Source organism: Actinoplanes teichomyceticus ATCC 31121 (genome assembly GCF_003711105.1).
Taxonomy (GTDB): domain Bacteria; phylum Actinomycetota; class Actinomycetes; order Mycobacteriales; family Micromonosporaceae; genus Actinoplanes; species Actinoplanes teichomyceticus.
On record NZ_CP023865.1, the window covers coordinates 2,349,037 to 2,362,771 of the forward strand.

The 13,735-nt window shown below is 74.2% G+C and carries 14 protein-coding genes; 4 read left to right on the forward strand and 10 right to left on the reverse strand.

Annotated features, from left to right (window positions below):
* Window positions 1-62: 62 nt before the first annotated feature.
* The 8 genes from ACTEI_RS10555 to ACTEI_RS10595 form a co-directional block, all read right to left on the reverse strand.
* On the reverse strand, window positions 63-1,265 hold the full coding sequence (locus ACTEI_RS10555; RefSeq protein WP_122977486.1) for an esterase-like activity of phytase family protein: 1,203 nt from the start codon (window positions 1,263-1,265) through the stop codon (window positions 63-65).
* 316 nt (window positions 1,266-1,581) lie between these two features.
* Window positions 1,582-2,778 carry a glutamate-cysteine ligase family protein gene (locus ACTEI_RS38200; RefSeq protein WP_239082309.1) on the reverse strand — a complete coding sequence of 399 codons (1,197 nt, stop codon included), beginning with the start codon at window positions 2,776-2,778 and terminating at the stop codon, window positions 1,582-1,584.
* A gap of 300 nt (window positions 2,779-3,078) precedes the next feature.
* On the reverse strand, window positions 3,079-3,618 hold the full coding sequence (locus tag ACTEI_RS10575; RefSeq protein ID WP_122977488.1) for an SUKH-4 family immunity protein: 540 nt from the start codon (window positions 3,616-3,618) through the stop codon (window positions 3,079-3,081).
* Window positions 3,615-4,154, reverse strand: a complete 540-nt coding sequence (locus tag ACTEI_RS10580; RefSeq protein WP_122977489.1) for an SUKH-4 family immunity protein — start codon at window positions 4,152-4,154, stop codon at window positions 3,615-3,617. Before ACTEI_RS10580 ends, ACTEI_RS10575 begins: the two co-directional genes overlap by 4 nt.
* Window positions 4,151-4,864, reverse strand: a complete 714-nt coding sequence (locus tag ACTEI_RS10585) for a hypothetical protein (protein WP_122977490.1) — start codon at window positions 4,862-4,864, stop codon at window positions 4,151-4,153. The genes ACTEI_RS10580 and ACTEI_RS10585 overlap by 4 nt, the downstream gene beginning before the upstream one ends.
* Window positions 4,861-6,303 carry a PrsW family glutamic-type intramembrane protease gene (locus tag ACTEI_RS10590; RefSeq protein ID WP_164465906.1) on the reverse strand — a complete coding sequence of 481 codons (1,443 nt, stop codon included), beginning with the start codon at window positions 6,301-6,303 and terminating at the stop codon, window positions 4,861-4,863. The genes ACTEI_RS10585 and ACTEI_RS10590 overlap by 4 nt, the downstream gene beginning before the upstream one ends.
* A 25-nt stretch (window positions 6,304-6,328) precedes the next feature.
* The gene (locus tag ACTEI_RS36885) at window positions 6,329-6,673 is read right to left on the reverse strand and encodes a hypothetical protein (protein WP_164465907.1); all 345 of its coding nucleotides are present in this window, start codon (window positions 6,671-6,673) and stop codon (window positions 6,329-6,331) included.
* Window positions 6,673-7,614 (reverse strand): hypothetical protein, encoded by a 942-nt coding sequence (locus ACTEI_RS10595; RefSeq protein ID WP_122977492.1) that lies wholly within the window; start codon window positions 7,612-7,614, stop codon window positions 6,673-6,675. The genes ACTEI_RS36885 and ACTEI_RS10595 overlap by 1 nt, the downstream gene beginning before the upstream one ends.
* Window positions 7,615-7,857: 243 nt before the next feature.
* Between ACTEI_RS10595 and ACTEI_RS10600 the strand changes: the two genes are divergently transcribed.
* Window positions 7,858-8,427 carry a hypothetical protein gene (locus tag ACTEI_RS10600; RefSeq protein WP_122977493.1) on the forward strand — a complete coding sequence of 190 codons (570 nt, stop codon included), beginning with the start codon at window positions 7,858-7,860 and terminating at the stop codon, window positions 8,425-8,427.
* A 352-nt stretch (window positions 8,428-8,779) separates the two neighbouring features.
* On the opposite strand, the gene ACTEI_RS10605 is transcribed toward ACTEI_RS10600, so the two are convergent.
* Complete coding sequence (locus ACTEI_RS10605) at window positions 8,780-9,283, reverse strand: hypothetical protein (RefSeq protein ID WP_145830848.1); 504 nt, start codon at window positions 9,281-9,283, stop codon at window positions 8,780-8,782.
* A 586-nt stretch (window positions 9,284-9,869) separates the two neighbouring features.
* On the opposite strand from ACTEI_RS10605, the gene ACTEI_RS10610 reads away from it, so the two are divergent.
* The 3 genes from ACTEI_RS10610 to ACTEI_RS10620 all read left to right on the forward strand — a co-directional run bounded on the left by ACTEI_RS10610 (window position 9,870) and on the right by ACTEI_RS10620 (window position 12,514).
* Window positions 9,870-10,247 carry a nuclear transport factor 2 family protein gene (locus tag ACTEI_RS10610; protein ID WP_122977495.1) on the forward strand — a complete coding sequence of 126 codons (378 nt, stop codon included), beginning with the start codon at window positions 9,870-9,872 and terminating at the stop codon, window positions 10,245-10,247.
* A gap of 363 nt (window positions 10,248-10,610) precedes the next feature.
* Window positions 10,611-11,651, forward strand: coding sequence for a LacI family DNA-binding transcriptional regulator (locus tag ACTEI_RS10615; RefSeq protein ID WP_122977496.1), 1,041 nt, complete (start codon window positions 10,611-10,613; stop codon window positions 11,649-11,651).
* A 515-nt stretch (window positions 11,652-12,166) separates the two neighbouring features.
* A complete protein-coding gene (locus ACTEI_RS10620; protein ID WP_122977497.1) occupies window positions 12,167-12,514 on the forward strand; it encodes a hypothetical protein in 348 nt (115 codons plus the stop codon).
* A 239-nt stretch (window positions 12,515-12,753) separates the two neighbouring features.
* Here ACTEI_RS10620 and ACTEI_RS10625 read toward each other — a convergent pair whose 3' ends face one another.
* The gene (locus tag ACTEI_RS10625) at window positions 12,754-13,623 is read right to left on the reverse strand and encodes a poly(ethylene terephthalate) hydrolase family protein (protein ID WP_122977498.1); all 870 of its coding nucleotides are present in this window, start codon (window positions 13,621-13,623) and stop codon (window positions 12,754-12,756) included.
* Between the last annotated feature and the right edge of the window lie 112 nt (window positions 13,624-13,735).

A 13,735-nucleotide genomic window follows, 5' to 3' on the forward strand; every position in this document is an offset into this window, starting at 1 on the left:
TGAAGATTGCGTATCGACCGAGGTGGAGCCGGCGCGGGCGGGCCCCCGCGCCGGCTCGCGGCTCACCTGAGCAGGCGCCGGTCGGTGTGCAGCGGCTGCGGCAGCTGGATGGTGATCCACTCGTTGTCGTCCGCGCGTCCGGCGGTCCGGCCGCTGGAGAACGGGAAGTTGTTGTCGTTGAGCACGGCCAGATGGGTGTCGTCCAGGATCACCACGTCCTCGATGGTCTGGAACGGGAAGGTGAACGTGGTGCCGAACCCGCCCAGCCGCTTCGGGTTGGCGATGTTCATCAGGTCGACCAGCAGGGTCTTGTCCAGCAGCCCGTCGCGGTCGCGGTCGCGCTTGTCGGCCAGGTAGAGCCGCTTGAAGACGGCCGTGGCGCCCTGCCCGCCGTCCCGCTCGATGATCAGGAAGCGGTCCCGGTCCACCGCGATGGCGTCGCCGATGGCGTTGGTGGCCGACTCCAGCCGGTAGCGGTAGCGCTTGCCGGTGTACCTCTGGGCGCGGGTGTCGAACTCGTTGAGCCGCAGCTGCCCCGGGGTGTCGCCGGTGACGGTGCCCTCCAGCAGGCCGTAGACGTACCGCCCGCCCGGGGAGGAGGCCAGGCCCTCGAATCCCTTGCTGCTGCCGGTGGTCGCCGGGACGCCGGTGCGGGCCGCGGTCTCCGGCGCGACCACCCCGTCGAGCGGGATCGGCGCGGTGAGCAGCCGGCCACCCCGATCGAAGTGCAGCAGGTACGGGCCGAACTCGTCGCCGATCCAGAACGTGCCGTCGGCCGCCTTGACGATCGACTCGACGTCGAAGTCGGCGCCGGTCAGTACCCGGTCGGCGCGGGTCAGCGGCCACGGGACCTTCCCGTTCGGGTCGGTCAGGTTGACGCCGCCGACCACGTCCACCGTGTTGGTGGCGAAGGCCGGGGCGAGCCGGTGCACGCGCAGCAGGAAGTCGGCGGAGTTGGCCTGGTTGCCGTACCCGTTGTCGGAGAGCACGTCGAAGGTGCCGTCGTGGTTGTCCACGATGCCGGAGAAGCCCTGCACCGGCTGGTCCGCGAACGGCGCGGTGAATCCGTGCAGGTCACCGGTGACCAGCGCGCCGGACGGCTCGCTGCCCGGGACGAACGTGCCGGCCGGCAGCGCGGCCCAGCCGGTCAGCGTCGGCGTGGTGACCTTCGGGTGCCCGCCGGCGTAGGACGCGGTGCCGGCCAGGGCGACAGCGAGGACCAGCGCGCCGGCGCCGGCGAGCGTGCGATTGGCGATCTTTCCCATGAGGCCGGACGTTAGGGAGACCGGGTGAACCGGCAGCAACACGCCGATGGCCGCGGACCGGCCTGCGGTGGGCCCTTCGACTCCGGCCGCCGCCGGCACACGCTGCCGGACCGCCCGCGCCAGGCGCGCCACCGGCACCAGGCGCGCCACCTGCCACGGGCACCAGCGGCGCCAGGGGCACCAGCGGCGCCAGGGGCACCAGCGGCGCCAGGGGCACCAGCCGCGCCCGGGCACCAGGCGCGCCCGGGCACCAGGCGCACCAGGCGCGGCCGGGCGGCGCGGGCCGCTCCGGTCCGCTGTACAGCGGCGGGCGCCGTCAGACGCGGCCGGCGGCGCGGTCCAGGAGGTCGTCGGCGGGGCAGCGGCCACGGCCGACGTACGTCTCGGTGAAGTCGGCGAGCGCGTCGCGCAGCTCCCGGCTGACCCCCTGGCGGGCCAGCGCGGCGTAGGCGGCGACGAAGCAGGCGCGGGCCGCGCCGGCCAGCACCGGATCGGTGAGCGCGTCGCGGGCGGCGCGTTCCCACAGGCGGGGCTCGTCGGCCAGGTGCGCGGTGGCGGCCTCGGCCTCCTCGGCGGCGCGGGGATCGTCGAGCAGGGCGGTGATCACCGCGGCGGGGACGCGCCAGCCGTTGCCCGGCTGCCGGTCGGCGACGTCGATCTCCAGATGACCGCGGGCGGCCACCGGCGGGCGGAGCGCGGCGAGGTGGCGGTGCAGGTCCGTCTCGGCCAGGCGGGCGCCGGCGCGCAGGCGGTCGCGCAGGCTGCGGCCGGTCCCGGTGGGGGCCTTCATGACGTACGCGGACCAGGCCGTACGTGGGTCGGTTGCGCACCGTGCCGGGCCGGACGCCGCGGCGCGCGGGATCGGCAGGCCCTGGGCCGGACCGGTCTGCGCGGCGCGCGGGGCCGGCAGATCCTGGGCCGGGCCGGCGGTCCGCCGGTCGCCGGGCTCGCACGGCGGGGCGCTCGGGCCGGGCGGCAGCACCGGAAGGTCGCGCCGCAGCGCCTGGCGGACGCTGCGCCAGCCGGTCGGGCGGCCGTGCCGCAGCGGGGCGTTCGCGAACGCGGCGGCCAGCACCGGAGCCAGGGTGTGCGCGAGGGCCCAGCGACGCCGCAGCCCGAGCGGGCCGCCGTCGTCCAGGCCCGCCTCCAGGCCGATCCGGACGCCCGCGGTGGCGGCGCCGTAGGCGTGCACCGGACCCTCCGGGTGCACGGTGTCGGTGGCGAACGGCAGCACGCTCAACCCGTGCTGGTCCATCACCCGGGTGGCCGCGGCCAGGTCGTCGGACATCCGGCGGAGGGCGACCTCCAGCCCGGGCGACGGGGGACCGCTGACCACGACCACGCCCGGTGACCGGGCGTCCAGGAAGCCGTGCCGCAGCGGCCGCCGGCCGGTCGGCGCGCAGGCCGGATCCAGCAGGAGGTCCACCGCGATCCCGGCGAACCCCGGCATCCCGGGCTGGAACGCCCGGGCCGCGAAGAAGTCCTCGGCCGCCTGCTCGGTCAGGGTGGTCACGCGTTGCCTCCGCTTTGCGTCCGAGGAGTGGGGTGCGGGTGTTCCGGAGCCGGTCCGGGCCGGCGCCGGAGCGCGGTCCGGCGGGCCGGCGCCGGGAGTGGTCGGAGCGTCAGGTGAGGTCCCCGCCGCTCCCGGCGGTCGGCCCCCGTTGCGGCAGAGCATAGCATTCCTATCTGCGCGATAGGAAAAACGGCGCCCGCGATCCGCTTCCACGCCGCCGCCCGGGCCCGGCTGTCGCGCCCCGCCGCCCGCGGCGCTGTCCGGGCGGGTGGTTCGACCCGGCACGGTGGCCGGCGCGCGTCACCGCCCGGTGGACTCCAGCTGGTCGAAGGCCATGCTCCACCACGACTCCGGGTCGGCGAAGGCCGAGGGGTCGGCGCCGGTCAGCTCGGCGCGGATCGTGGCGGCCCGCTCGGCGCGGGCCCGGCCGCCCGGGTCGTCCCCGATCAGCTGCCCCAGCCGGTACAGGAACTCGACGAACGCGGCGAACGTCGCGTTGACCGGCTCGAAGTTCGGCGTCTGCAGGTCCAGCAGCACCACCGCGCCGGTCAGCGCCTCCAGGCAGAAGAGCATCTGCGCGTCCTCCGGCGAGCTGCCGAGCACGATGTAGATGCGCGGCTCGGCGTCGCCGACCTCGATGCGCAGCCGGGAGAACAGCTGCACGCCCGCGACGTCGACGTCGACGGTGAACAGGATCGGCACGTCCCGCGGCAGCACGCCCCCGGGCGGGAACACCTGTGGCGTCAGCGGTCCCAGCACGTCGCCGAACCGGTCGGCCGGAAAACGGATCATCCCGTCGGCGCCCCAGAGCGCGGTGAGCTGCTCCTGCGTGACGCTCATGCCTCCCGGCCCCCGTCGTGGTCGCCCTCGGTCAGACCGTGCCGGCTGAGGAACTCCCACCACTCGTCGTCGTCGAAAGCGATCCGTCCGTAGCCCGGTCCGAAGACGTAGTGACCGACGAACTCGTCGAGGCCGGAGGCCACGTTGTCGAACCGCTCACGCATGAACCACTCGTCGCCGTCGGCGTCCGGGAAGTACCACACCGCGCCGGTCTCGCGGTCGAGCAGCAGCGGCTCCTCGTGCAGCGTGCCGAAGACCAGCCACCGCTGCGGTTCGTCGGCGATGCGGGTGAAGCCGGGCATCGTCTCCAGGTGGTACTGGATGCCGGGCAGCTCCGCGGCGGCGGGCAGGTCGAACGCGCCGGCCAGGATCCCGTCGGCGGCCGCCAGCAGCTCGCGGACCGGCCGTGGCAGGCCGGCCGGGATCTCGTCGGCCGGCGCGCCGGCGTTGATCTGCGCCCAGACCAGGGTGGCCGGCCGGCCCCCCTCCAGCTCGGCGCGCAGCCCGGCGATGAGCTCGCGCAGCTCAGGATTCAACCCACCACCTCTATTCGGATCGGTGTGCCGTCGGGCAGATGCATGATCTGCTGCCAGATCTGGCTGCCGATGTCCACGTTCGTTCTACCATGCAGAAGCTGCAGATTACTGACGGTGTCGGGGCCGCCCAGCTGCAGCTCCCACACGTGATCGGGGTGCTGCTCCTTCAGCCGCTGCAACAGCTTTGTGGCCAGCTGCTTGTGGCCGGGCCAGTACTTGCGCAGGATCGCCTTGCGGACGCGCTTCTTGTAGCCGTCCGTTATCCTCTTGTCCCGCGCCACCTTGTTGGCCTGTTTGAACAGCTTGCCGTCGTCGCTGAGTCTGCTCAACGCGTTCATCTTGCGATCGAACTGCCCGCGCGGATGGAAGTCCTTGCGGTGCACCTTGACGGTGGCCTCCGGCAGGCTGTCGTCCCGGCTGACCGGCGCGGCGGTCCCGGTCGTCGCCATCGCACCGAGATCGGCCTCGGCGGTGACGGCGCCGGCCGCGTCGAGCCAGGCGCTCAGGATCAGTGGCGACAGACCCGCCAGGACACCGCTCGTCGTGACCAGGGCCGCGGCGACCCACGGAACGGCGCCACCGCACCCGTTGTCCACCCCCGGCGCGATCTCGCCGGGCTGGTAGGAGATGGCGCATCCGGCCGCGGCCGGTGTCGCGAGTGCCAGCACGAGCAGGACACTGCCCAGCAGCAGTAGCAGCGCCCGCCTCATGCCGCCGCCTTCGTCGCTCGTGCCGCCGTCATGGCCGCGCCCAGCAGTCGGCGCTGCTGCGCAATGCGCAGGCGCAGCCGGGCCAGGCGTTCGGGTTCCTCCCGGTGGGTCGCGGCCAGCTCGTACTGAGCGGCGTGCAGCCGGCGCACGGCGGCCAGCGCCTCCCATCCGTGCCGGCGCCAGGCGGCCAGCCGGGCACCGGTCCGCCGCCGAGGACTGAGCAGGACCGGCACCTCCGCCGGCCTGATGCCGCCGGCCGGGTCGGCTGCGGCGGCTCGCAGGTCCGCCGCCAGCCGGGCCGCCTGGCCGCGGCTGCCCTGCCGCAGCAGGACCAGGTAGACCGCCACCAGTGGTCCCTGCAGCACGACGAGCGTCAGCGGCTGCACGAGCAGCATCTCGGTCAGGGCGCCGCCGTGGATCGGCACGGTGATGTCACCCGTGCTCAGCGCGTCCAGGATGACGTCATCGGCGAAATGCACCCCCGCGGCAGCGAGGTAGCCGGCGGCGACGACCAGTACGCGGCGGCGGCGCGAGCCCAGCGCGGTGGCCAGTCCGAAGCCCGCGCCGACCACAGCGCTGAAAGCCGTGTGGGCGCCCAGCAGCGCGAACGACTGACGTATCCAATAGTGCAGGCCGGCGCCGGCGCCCCCGTCGGCGGTCATGAACAGGACGGTCTCGGTCAGGTTGAAACCGAGCCCGGTCAGGCCACCGAGGACCAGACCGGCGACGACACCGTCGAGATGGCGCCGGAACAGCAGGTATGCCAGCCCGACCGCGGCGCCCTTGCCGAGTTCCTCCATCGTTCCCGCACTGACGAACGTCGTGGCGCTGCTCCAGTGCAGAGCCTGGCCGAGCCGGCCCGGCGCGGCGTAGTAGCTGATCGACGCCAGCTGCAGCGTGGAGTTCATGACCACGCCGAAGCCTGCCGCGATCACCGCTCCCCAGCCGAAGACGGCAGCGGCCAGCCACCACGGTGACCTCCGCCAGCGCTGGAAGCGGCGAACCGTCCAGATGCCGAAGGCGGTGGTGGGCGCGCACAACAGCGTGATCAACGGGTGACCGGCCAGGATGCGCACCGGATGGATCGCGAACGGCACCAGCAGGACGATCGCCGCCCCCAGGTGCAGCACCCGGTCCGCGGGCAGCCGGCGCAGCCACCGGCCCCCGGCCCCGCGACGGCGTAGGGCGACGGCGCTTTCGATCCCGGCCGCCACGGCCCAGCCGACCCAGGCGAGGCGCACGACGACCCGCATGAGCACCGGCATGGTGTCGCTGAGCGCCGCCAACGCGGGCTCGTCCGCGCCGGCGCGCGGCCGGGCCGCGTCGATCAGCAGGACGACGGCGTAGAGGGCGTTGAAGAGCAGGCCAACGCCCAGCAGCGCCTGCGGCCCCCGGGCGCGCCAGGCCGGCTCGGGGGACCGGGTGGCGGTCACCGACATGACTGCTCCCCTCCGTGGCGGCCGGTCATCGCGGGACGTCCGGCAGATCGGGTGGTAGAAGCACCCCGGGCGCGCCCGGGACGGCGGTGGCCGGCGTCCACGGCGTGTCGTCCGGCGTCCAGGGGTCGTCGGCCGGCAGGGTGGGCCGCCCCGGCAGGTCCGGCAGGGGTCGTACCGGCGCATCCGACCGGTGCGGCCGTGGCGGCAGGCTGGGCAACGCCGGGACGCCGGGCAGACCCGGGACGCCGGTGAGATCCGGCCGGTGACCGGCCGGCATCACGAAACCGACGTACGCTCCCGCGCCCGCGAACACCAGCCCGAGCGCCCCGGCGACCAGCATGGTGCGCAGCTGAGCGGCGATGTCGCCCACTACGGCGTGCGCGGGTCGAGGAAGGACCCGCTGCAACCGGCGAACACCTCCGGTCCCCGGCGTGCCAGGCTCACGCCGTCCACCTGGATCTCGCAGCTGACCCGGCTGGTCAGCGTCGGCTGTCGCGGTGTCACCATCAGCTGTACGGGCGTCGCAACCCTGCCGAACCACGGAAAGTCCAGGCTCTTGGTGTACGGCAGGGTCACGTTGCCGACCTTCACCTGCTCACCGAGGACCGGGTCGTAGTACGTGATGTCGACGGGCCCCGACGTGCCGCGCCCCGTCAAGGTCAGCCGATGAGGCTTGCCGGTCGACGCCGTGCCCACCTCGGGGATCCGGCCGAACAGCGTTTCGGCCAGCACGCCGCCCGCCTTGCGCACGTCCGCCGACGCCTTGCCGCTGTTGAGGAAGCCGATCTGCAGATGCAGCACGACGGCGCCGCGCCGGGCGGTCAGCACCTGGGCCTCGTGGGCGGCGTCCAGATCACTGGCGTCGAACCAGCTCTCCTGCGCGGTACGCACCCCGTTGAGCTGCAGGTCGCCCTTGCGGTTGCTCTCGGCCATCCTGCGCTTGTGCGCGATCAGCTGCGTCTTGTAGAGCAGGGCCGCCGAGGCGGCGTCCGGCTGCAGGTCGAGCCGCAGCCACGTGTCGCCGATCGAGTGGCAGGTCACCGTGTTGTGCCCCTGCTTCGGATCCGCCGAGCGGTTCGACCACGCCAGCGCGCCCAGGCCCACCGCGGCGAAGTCGTCCGGGCCGAGCAGATCGCACATCTGCTCGGTCAACCGGCCACCCTGCGGCTGCGGCCAAGCGGTCCGTTCCGGCGCGCCGCCTTGCCGGTTGCCCTCCGGTTCATCGCCGGACCCGCATCCCGCCGCGAGCACACCCATGACCAGCACCAGGCATGCCGCCGCCCACCGGGTCACCCCGTCGTAGCGATACATCCGCGCCCCTCAATGAGTCGATGTGACCGACAGGCTAGGGCATCATCATCGCGCGGTGTCCTGAGACGACTGAGGGTGGACACGGCCGTACCGGTCCGGCCTCGTGGTTTCCCGGCGGCCCGAAGCAGGACAGCCTCCTAGGACGCCTTAGGGGTGGTGGGCGTGACCCCGGGACCGGAATCAGGGCCACCTCCGGGGAACCACCGGTCCACGCCACCCACCCGGCCGCCATAGCGTCATCGCATGTCATCCAACCCGGCCACCGTCCGCCGGACCGCGCTCGCGGCGCCGGCGCTGCTGCTGCTCCACGGGATCCTGCGCCTGGCCGACGGCCCCGACGGCCACCCCGGCTCCGGCCCTCTCCGGGACGTCGGCCACCTGGCGTTCTTCGCCGGCATGGTGCTGTTCGGGCTGCTCGCCGTCGCCTTGCCCGGCATGGTGCCGGTCACTGCCCGGCGACTCGCCACGGTGGCCACCGTGGCGGCCGTCATCGGTGTGGCGTGCTTCCTCTGGGGGATCGCCGGTGACCTCTCCACCGGCTTCCGGTCGGCCGCGCCGCTGCCCGCCGCGCTGCAGACCGCCGGGCCGATGCTCTTCGCCCTCGGCGTACTGATCCTTTTCGGCCTCCTGGTCGCCGCCCGCCGCCTCCCGGCCCGCACACCGCTGCTGTTCGGCGCCGGCGTCGCCGCGATCACCGTCGAGCCGGACCTGCTGCCGATCGCCGCCCTGGTCCTGCTGGCCGCCCTGGCCCCGTTGCGCCGTACCGGCCGTCCCGTCGTCCTGCGCCCGGTGCTGGCGACCGGCCGGCACTGACCCCGCGTTCGGCGGCCCCTGTCCCGCGTCGCCGCACGCGGTCCCCGACAGGGTGCGTCTCCGCCGGCGCCCGGCCGGTGGCCCAAGGTCGCGCCGTCGCTCCGGCGCGGCGTCGGGTCCATGCCGCCGCGCCCCAGGCCGGCCGGTGACGGCGAGGCGGTGCGGGGTCCGCTGTGCTCGGTGCGACTTCCTGGAGTACGCCGAACGGCGGAGCCGCCACCGGGTACGGGCGGTTGACCAGGTCGCTCATCCCGGACGGCGACGCGCCCCGCGGCCCGTGCGCGATCCCCGCGCGAGCGGCGGCACCCGGTGCGGCGGGCTGCCCGCCGGGGAGCGCGGTCGACGCCGGCGATCAGAAGTCGATGGTGGCGCCGGCGGCCTTGCAGGCGTCGGTCAGGGTGCTGCCGAGGCCCGCGAAGCCGGAGTCGGCGGCCGTGCCGATCGGGTCGTCGGCCGCGGCCGCCTTGGCGATCTCGTCGGCGACCGCCCGCGTCGCGGTGGCCACGTCGGTGTCGGGGGCGAAGACGAGCGCCTCGGTCACCGCGCGGTGGAACGTCGTGAAGGCGTCCTTCGCGTCGGCCGGGGCCACCGCGCCGTTCGCCTGCTGCGCGTCCGAGATGCTGCCCTTCATGGCGGCCGCCGCCGCGTTCACCGTGTCGCAGAGCGCCTTGTCGCCGGTGGCGCCCCCGGCGGACGGCGTCGTGGCGGAGGGTGTCGTGGTGGACGGTGTCGTGGTGGACGGGGAGGGCGCCGTGGCGCGCGTGCCGCCGGCTTCGGCATCCGCGTCGCCGCAGGCGGCGAGACCCGCCAGGCAGGCGCACAGCAGGACGGCGGGTACGAGACGGAAACGCATCACGACCACGGACGGTAGCCGACGACCCTGTGCGGGCGCGAGCGACGACGATCGGTGCGCTGCGCCCGGCGGGCTTGTCAGCGTTGCCCGGCGCGGTCCGGCGGGGCTGCCCGGCGCGGTCCGGCGGGGCTGCCCAGCGCGGTCCGGCGGGGCGGTCCGGCGTGGTCCGGCGGGGCTGCCCAGCGCGGTCCGGCGGGGCGGTCCGGCGTGGCTCGGCGCAGCCCGCGGGGCGGTCCGGCGTGGCTCGGTGCGGCCCTGCGGCGTGGTCCGGCGTGGCTCGGTGCGGCCCTGCGGCGCGGTCCGGGGCGGCCCGGCGGGCTGGCCAGTGGGGCCCTGCGGGGCTCCCGAGTGCCGAACCGGCGGGCTGGCCACTGACGAACCGGTGGGGCTCGATGACGTGGATTCCGGCGGTGTGGCGCTCCGCCACCGCGAGACCGTCGCAACTGGACGGGCGGTTGTTCGGATCGCTGGCCGGCGGGTCCGTGTCCGTCGGAATCATGCTGGCCGCCACGACGCCGGTGGGAGCGCCCCTGGGGTGTCTTCGCCCCGAGGTGGCGTGGGGCCGGCCGGGGCTTCCTATCCTGGGCGGATGAGTGAGCGTGATCGGGGCGGCGACCTGCTCGCCGCGGAGCGGCGCCTGCAGGACGCGCAACGCGCCGGCGACGTCGACGAGCTGGACCGGCTGCTGGACGACCGGCTGGTGGCCATCGGGCCGGACGGCGGGCGTTACACCAAGGCCGACGACCTGGACGCCTACCGGTCGGGCAGCTCGGTGATCGGCGAGCTGGCCCAGGTGAGCCTGGAGTCGCTGGTGGTGGGGACGACCGGGGTCACGTTCGTGGTGTGTGACGTGGCGGGGACCTTCGAGGGCGCGCCGTTCGGGGCGCGGGTGCGGTACACGCGTACCTGGGCGTACCAGGAAGGTGTCGGGTGGCGGGTGGTGGCCGCCCACATCGCGCAGGTCTGAGCGGCGCGCCCGGCGCGGGTGCGGGTGCCGTGGGTGGCGGTGCGCCCGCGGTGCGGTGCACTCGGGTGACGCGGCCTTCGCCGGTGGGGGCGCCGTAGGCGGTGCGGGCGCCGCGAGTGGGCGGAGCGGCCGGAGTGATGCCGCGCCGGGTATCGCGCGGGCTCGGCGCTATGCCGACCCTGGTGCGGCGCCTGGGTCTGGGGAGGTGCCGCCCCTGGTGCGGCGCGTGGACCCGGAGAGGTGCCGACTCGGGCGGTCGCTGGTTGAAATGTTTCATTCATGGTGTGACGCTGACGTTCCCGGGTCGGAGTGCTGGTCCTAGAATGCGTTTCAACGCACCGTTCAAGCGAGAGGGCAACGGGGTTGGCTCAGCAGCCGCGCAACGGCCGCGCGCCGTCGGTCAAGGACGTGGCGGCGGTCGCGGGCGTCTCCCTCGGCACGGTGTCCAACGTGCTCAACCGGCCCGCCGTGGTGAGCACCACCACCCGGGAGCGGGTCGAGCGGGCGATGGCCGAGCTCGGGTTCGTCCGCAACGAGTCGGCCCGCCAGCTGCGCGCGGGCACCAGCCGGGCGTTGGCGTACGTGATGCTCGACGGCGGCAACCCCTTCTTCCAGGATGTCGCGGAGGGTATCGAGATCGCCGCGGACGCCGCCGACCTGTCGCTGTTCGTCTGCAACAGCGGCGGCCGCGTCCAGCGCGAGTCCAAGCACCTCGACCGCCTGGTCCAGCAGCGGGTCCAGGGCATCCTGATCACCCCGGTCGATCCGGACGCGCCGCACCTGGCCGAGTTCGCCCGGCGCGGCATCCCGTTCGTCATGGTGGACCGGCTCAGCGGCTCCGGCGGGCACTGCTCGGTCGCCGTCGACGATGTGCTGGGTGGGCGGATCGCGGTCGAGCATCTGATCGATCGGGGTCACGAGCGGGTGGCGTTCATCGGTGGGCCGGACCGTATCGGTCAGGTCCGCGAGCGCTATCAGGGCGCCCGTGAGGTGTGGGCGGAGTTCGGCCGGCCGGCCGAGGACCTGATCCACCTCGCCACCGAGGCGCTCACCGTGAGCGAGGGCCGCTCCGCCGGGGAACGCCTGGCCGGGCTGCCGTCGCGGCGGCGGCCGACCGCCGCGTTCTGCGCCAACGACCTGCTCGCGCTCGGGCTGCTGCAGCACGCGGTGACCGCGGGACTGCGGGTGCCGGACGACCTGGCCATCGTCGGCTTCGACGACATCGATTTCGCGGCGGCTGCCGCGGTGCCGCTGACCTCGGTGCGGCAGCCGCGGCAGGAACTCGGCCGGACCGCGGCGCGCCTGGTGCTGGACGAGGCGACCAACCCGGATCACCGGCACGAGCAGGCGACCTTCGTGCCGGCGCTGGTCGCCCGCGCCTCGACGGGCACGGTGCGCCGCTGATCGGGTGCCGGGGCGGACGGGCGTTGCCCAGGCGTCGCGGGCGGCTTCGGCGACCGGCTGGAGGCGGCTTCGGTACTCCTGCCACCGGGATGGGGCGGCGGGCTCCGGGGTGTCGTTGCTCCACATGCCGGCGGCCCTGTCGACGGGGCGCGGTCCGAGGCGGGCCGCGCCTCTTCGAGGGGGCGCGGTCCAGGGCGAGCCACATGCGGTCCGGGACGAGTCGCGCCTCTTCGAGGGGGCGCGGTCCAGGGCGAGCCGCGTGCGGTCCGGGACGAGCCGGGCGGACCGGGACGGGCACGGGCCGGGACGGGCGCGGGCCGGGACGGGCGCGGGCCGGGACGGGCGCGGGCCGGGACGGGCGCGGACCGGGACGGGCACGGGCCGGGACGGGCGGGGCGTGGTCACGGACGGGGGTGGGCCGGTCGTACCGGGAAGGATGAAGCGTGCCGTGCCGAAAAGCGCCCACCCCGGCCCCGGTTGATCCGGTGTTTGCGGTGCTGGCAAGCTTTCCGGCTGTGGAAGCTCTCCGGTTGATCCTGCTTTTCGTGCATCTTGTCGGCTTTGCCCTGCTGTTGGGCGGGGCGATCACGCAGTTGTTGTCCGGGACGTTCCGGATCGGTCCAGCGGTGCTCTGGGGCTCGATCATTCAGCTGGTCAGCGGGCTCGGGCTGGCCGCGCCGCTGCGGGGCGGCGGTGACCACGAGCCGGACCCGATCAAGCTGGGCGTCAAGCTGCTGCTGGCCGTTCTGATCTTCATCATGGTGTTCGTTCCGCGGAAGCGGGAGGCGGTCAACAAGGGCCACTACATCGGCATCGTCGCGCTGACGCTGGCGAACGCGGCGGTCGCGGTCTTCTGGCGCTGAGTCGGCGCGGGCATCGCGCGTCGGGTTCGGGCATCGCGGGCCGGGCCCGGACGTCACGTCCCACGGCGCGGGCATCGCATCCCACGCCCCGGGCATCGCGGGCCGTGGCCGGATCCGGCGAGCCGCCGGATCCGGCCCGGACACAGGCGGTTGCCCGGGGTCGTGGGACACGGGCGGGTCGCCGGCGGCTCGCGCGAGCCGCCGGCGCCGGTCGTGCAGCGGTGTCTGTCCGCGTCGGATCAGGAGTGCGGGCAGGTGTCGCGGTACTCCTGGATGGCCGAGCCGGACGGGGCCGGGCAGAGGAACTGCTCGTAACGGGTGTCGTTGTCGATGAACCGCTTGAGCCAGGAGATGCTGTACTTGGCCACGGTGACGTTCGCCGATGTCGGCGCGGAGTGCGAGGCGTTGTTCAGCTCCAGGTAGGCCTTGTCGAGGGTGCTCGGCAGGCTGGTGTAGAACGGCTCGGCGTGTGACGCGACCGGGGCGACGGTGTCGCTCTCCGCGCCGATGATCAGGGTCGGCACCCGGTCGGTCGACCAGCTCTTGGTGGTGTGCCACGGGGCGAGCGGCACCGCCGCCTGCAGTGCCGGGCGGGTGCGGGAGGCGGCCAGGCTGCCACCACCGCCCATCGAGTGCCCCATCACGCCGAGCCGGGTGGCGTCGATGCGGGTGCGCACCGCGCTGGAGCCGGTCAGGTAGTCCAGGGCGGCCAGCAGTTGCGTGCCGCGGGCGTCGGGCTGGTCGTAGACGCTCAGCGTGTCGATGGTGATCACCACGAAGCCCTGCGAGGCGATCCGCGGGCCCAGCCAGGAGACCGAGGACTGGGACGCGGTGAAGCCGGGGGAGATGGCGACCGCGCCGAACGTGCCCGCGCTGGTGTCGGTGGGGTAGTAGACCGTGCCGCCGCCGAACCCGCTGACGCTGGAGCGGGCGACGGTGAGCTGGGCGATGGCGAACGGTCCGCGGGTGGCCTCGATGCTCGCGGTGGTCGGCGCCGGGCCCCTCTCGTACGGGTTGGCGGCCCGCGCCGGCGCTCCCAGGAGCGTGACGATCGCCGCGATCAGGGTGGTGGCTAGTGCGGATCTCCAGGTCTGGTGGAGGACGGACACAGGGGTACTCCCAGGGGGTAGGGGATGGGAGACCGATCTAGATCGACGTCTGTGAATATTTTTAACGGGTTGGTCATCGCTGGGTAATCCCGGTGGATACCTGTCGCGGCGG

Coding starts and splice junctions, on each gene's coding strand:
- ACTEI_RS10595 (WP_122977492.1), bottom strand. CDS start 7,614: ATGTATCGCTACGACGGGGTGACCCGGTGGGCGGCGGCATGCCTGGTG.
- ACTEI_RS10600 (WP_122977493.1), top strand. CDS start 7,858: ATGTCATCCAACCCGGCCACCGTCCGCCGGACCGCGCTCGCGGCGCCG.
- ACTEI_RS10585 (WP_122977490.1), bottom strand. CDS start 4,864: ATGAGGCGGGCGCTGCTACTGCTGCTGGGCAGTGTCCTGCTCGTGCTG.
- ACTEI_RS10610 (WP_122977495.1), top strand. CDS start 9,870: ATGAGTGAGCGTGATCGGGGCGGCGACCTGCTCGCCGCGGAGCGGCGC.
- ACTEI_RS10590 (WP_164465906.1), bottom strand. CDS start 6,303: ATGTCGGTGACCGCCACCCGGTCCCCCGAGCCGGCCTGGCGCGCCCGG.
- ACTEI_RS10575 (WP_122977488.1), bottom strand. CDS start 3,618: ATGAGCGTCACGCAGGAGCAGCTCACCGCGCTCTGGGGCGCCGACGGG.
- ACTEI_RS10555 (WP_122977486.1), bottom strand. CDS start 1,265: ATGGGAAAGATCGCCAATCGCACGCTCGCCGGCGCCGGCGCGCTGGTC.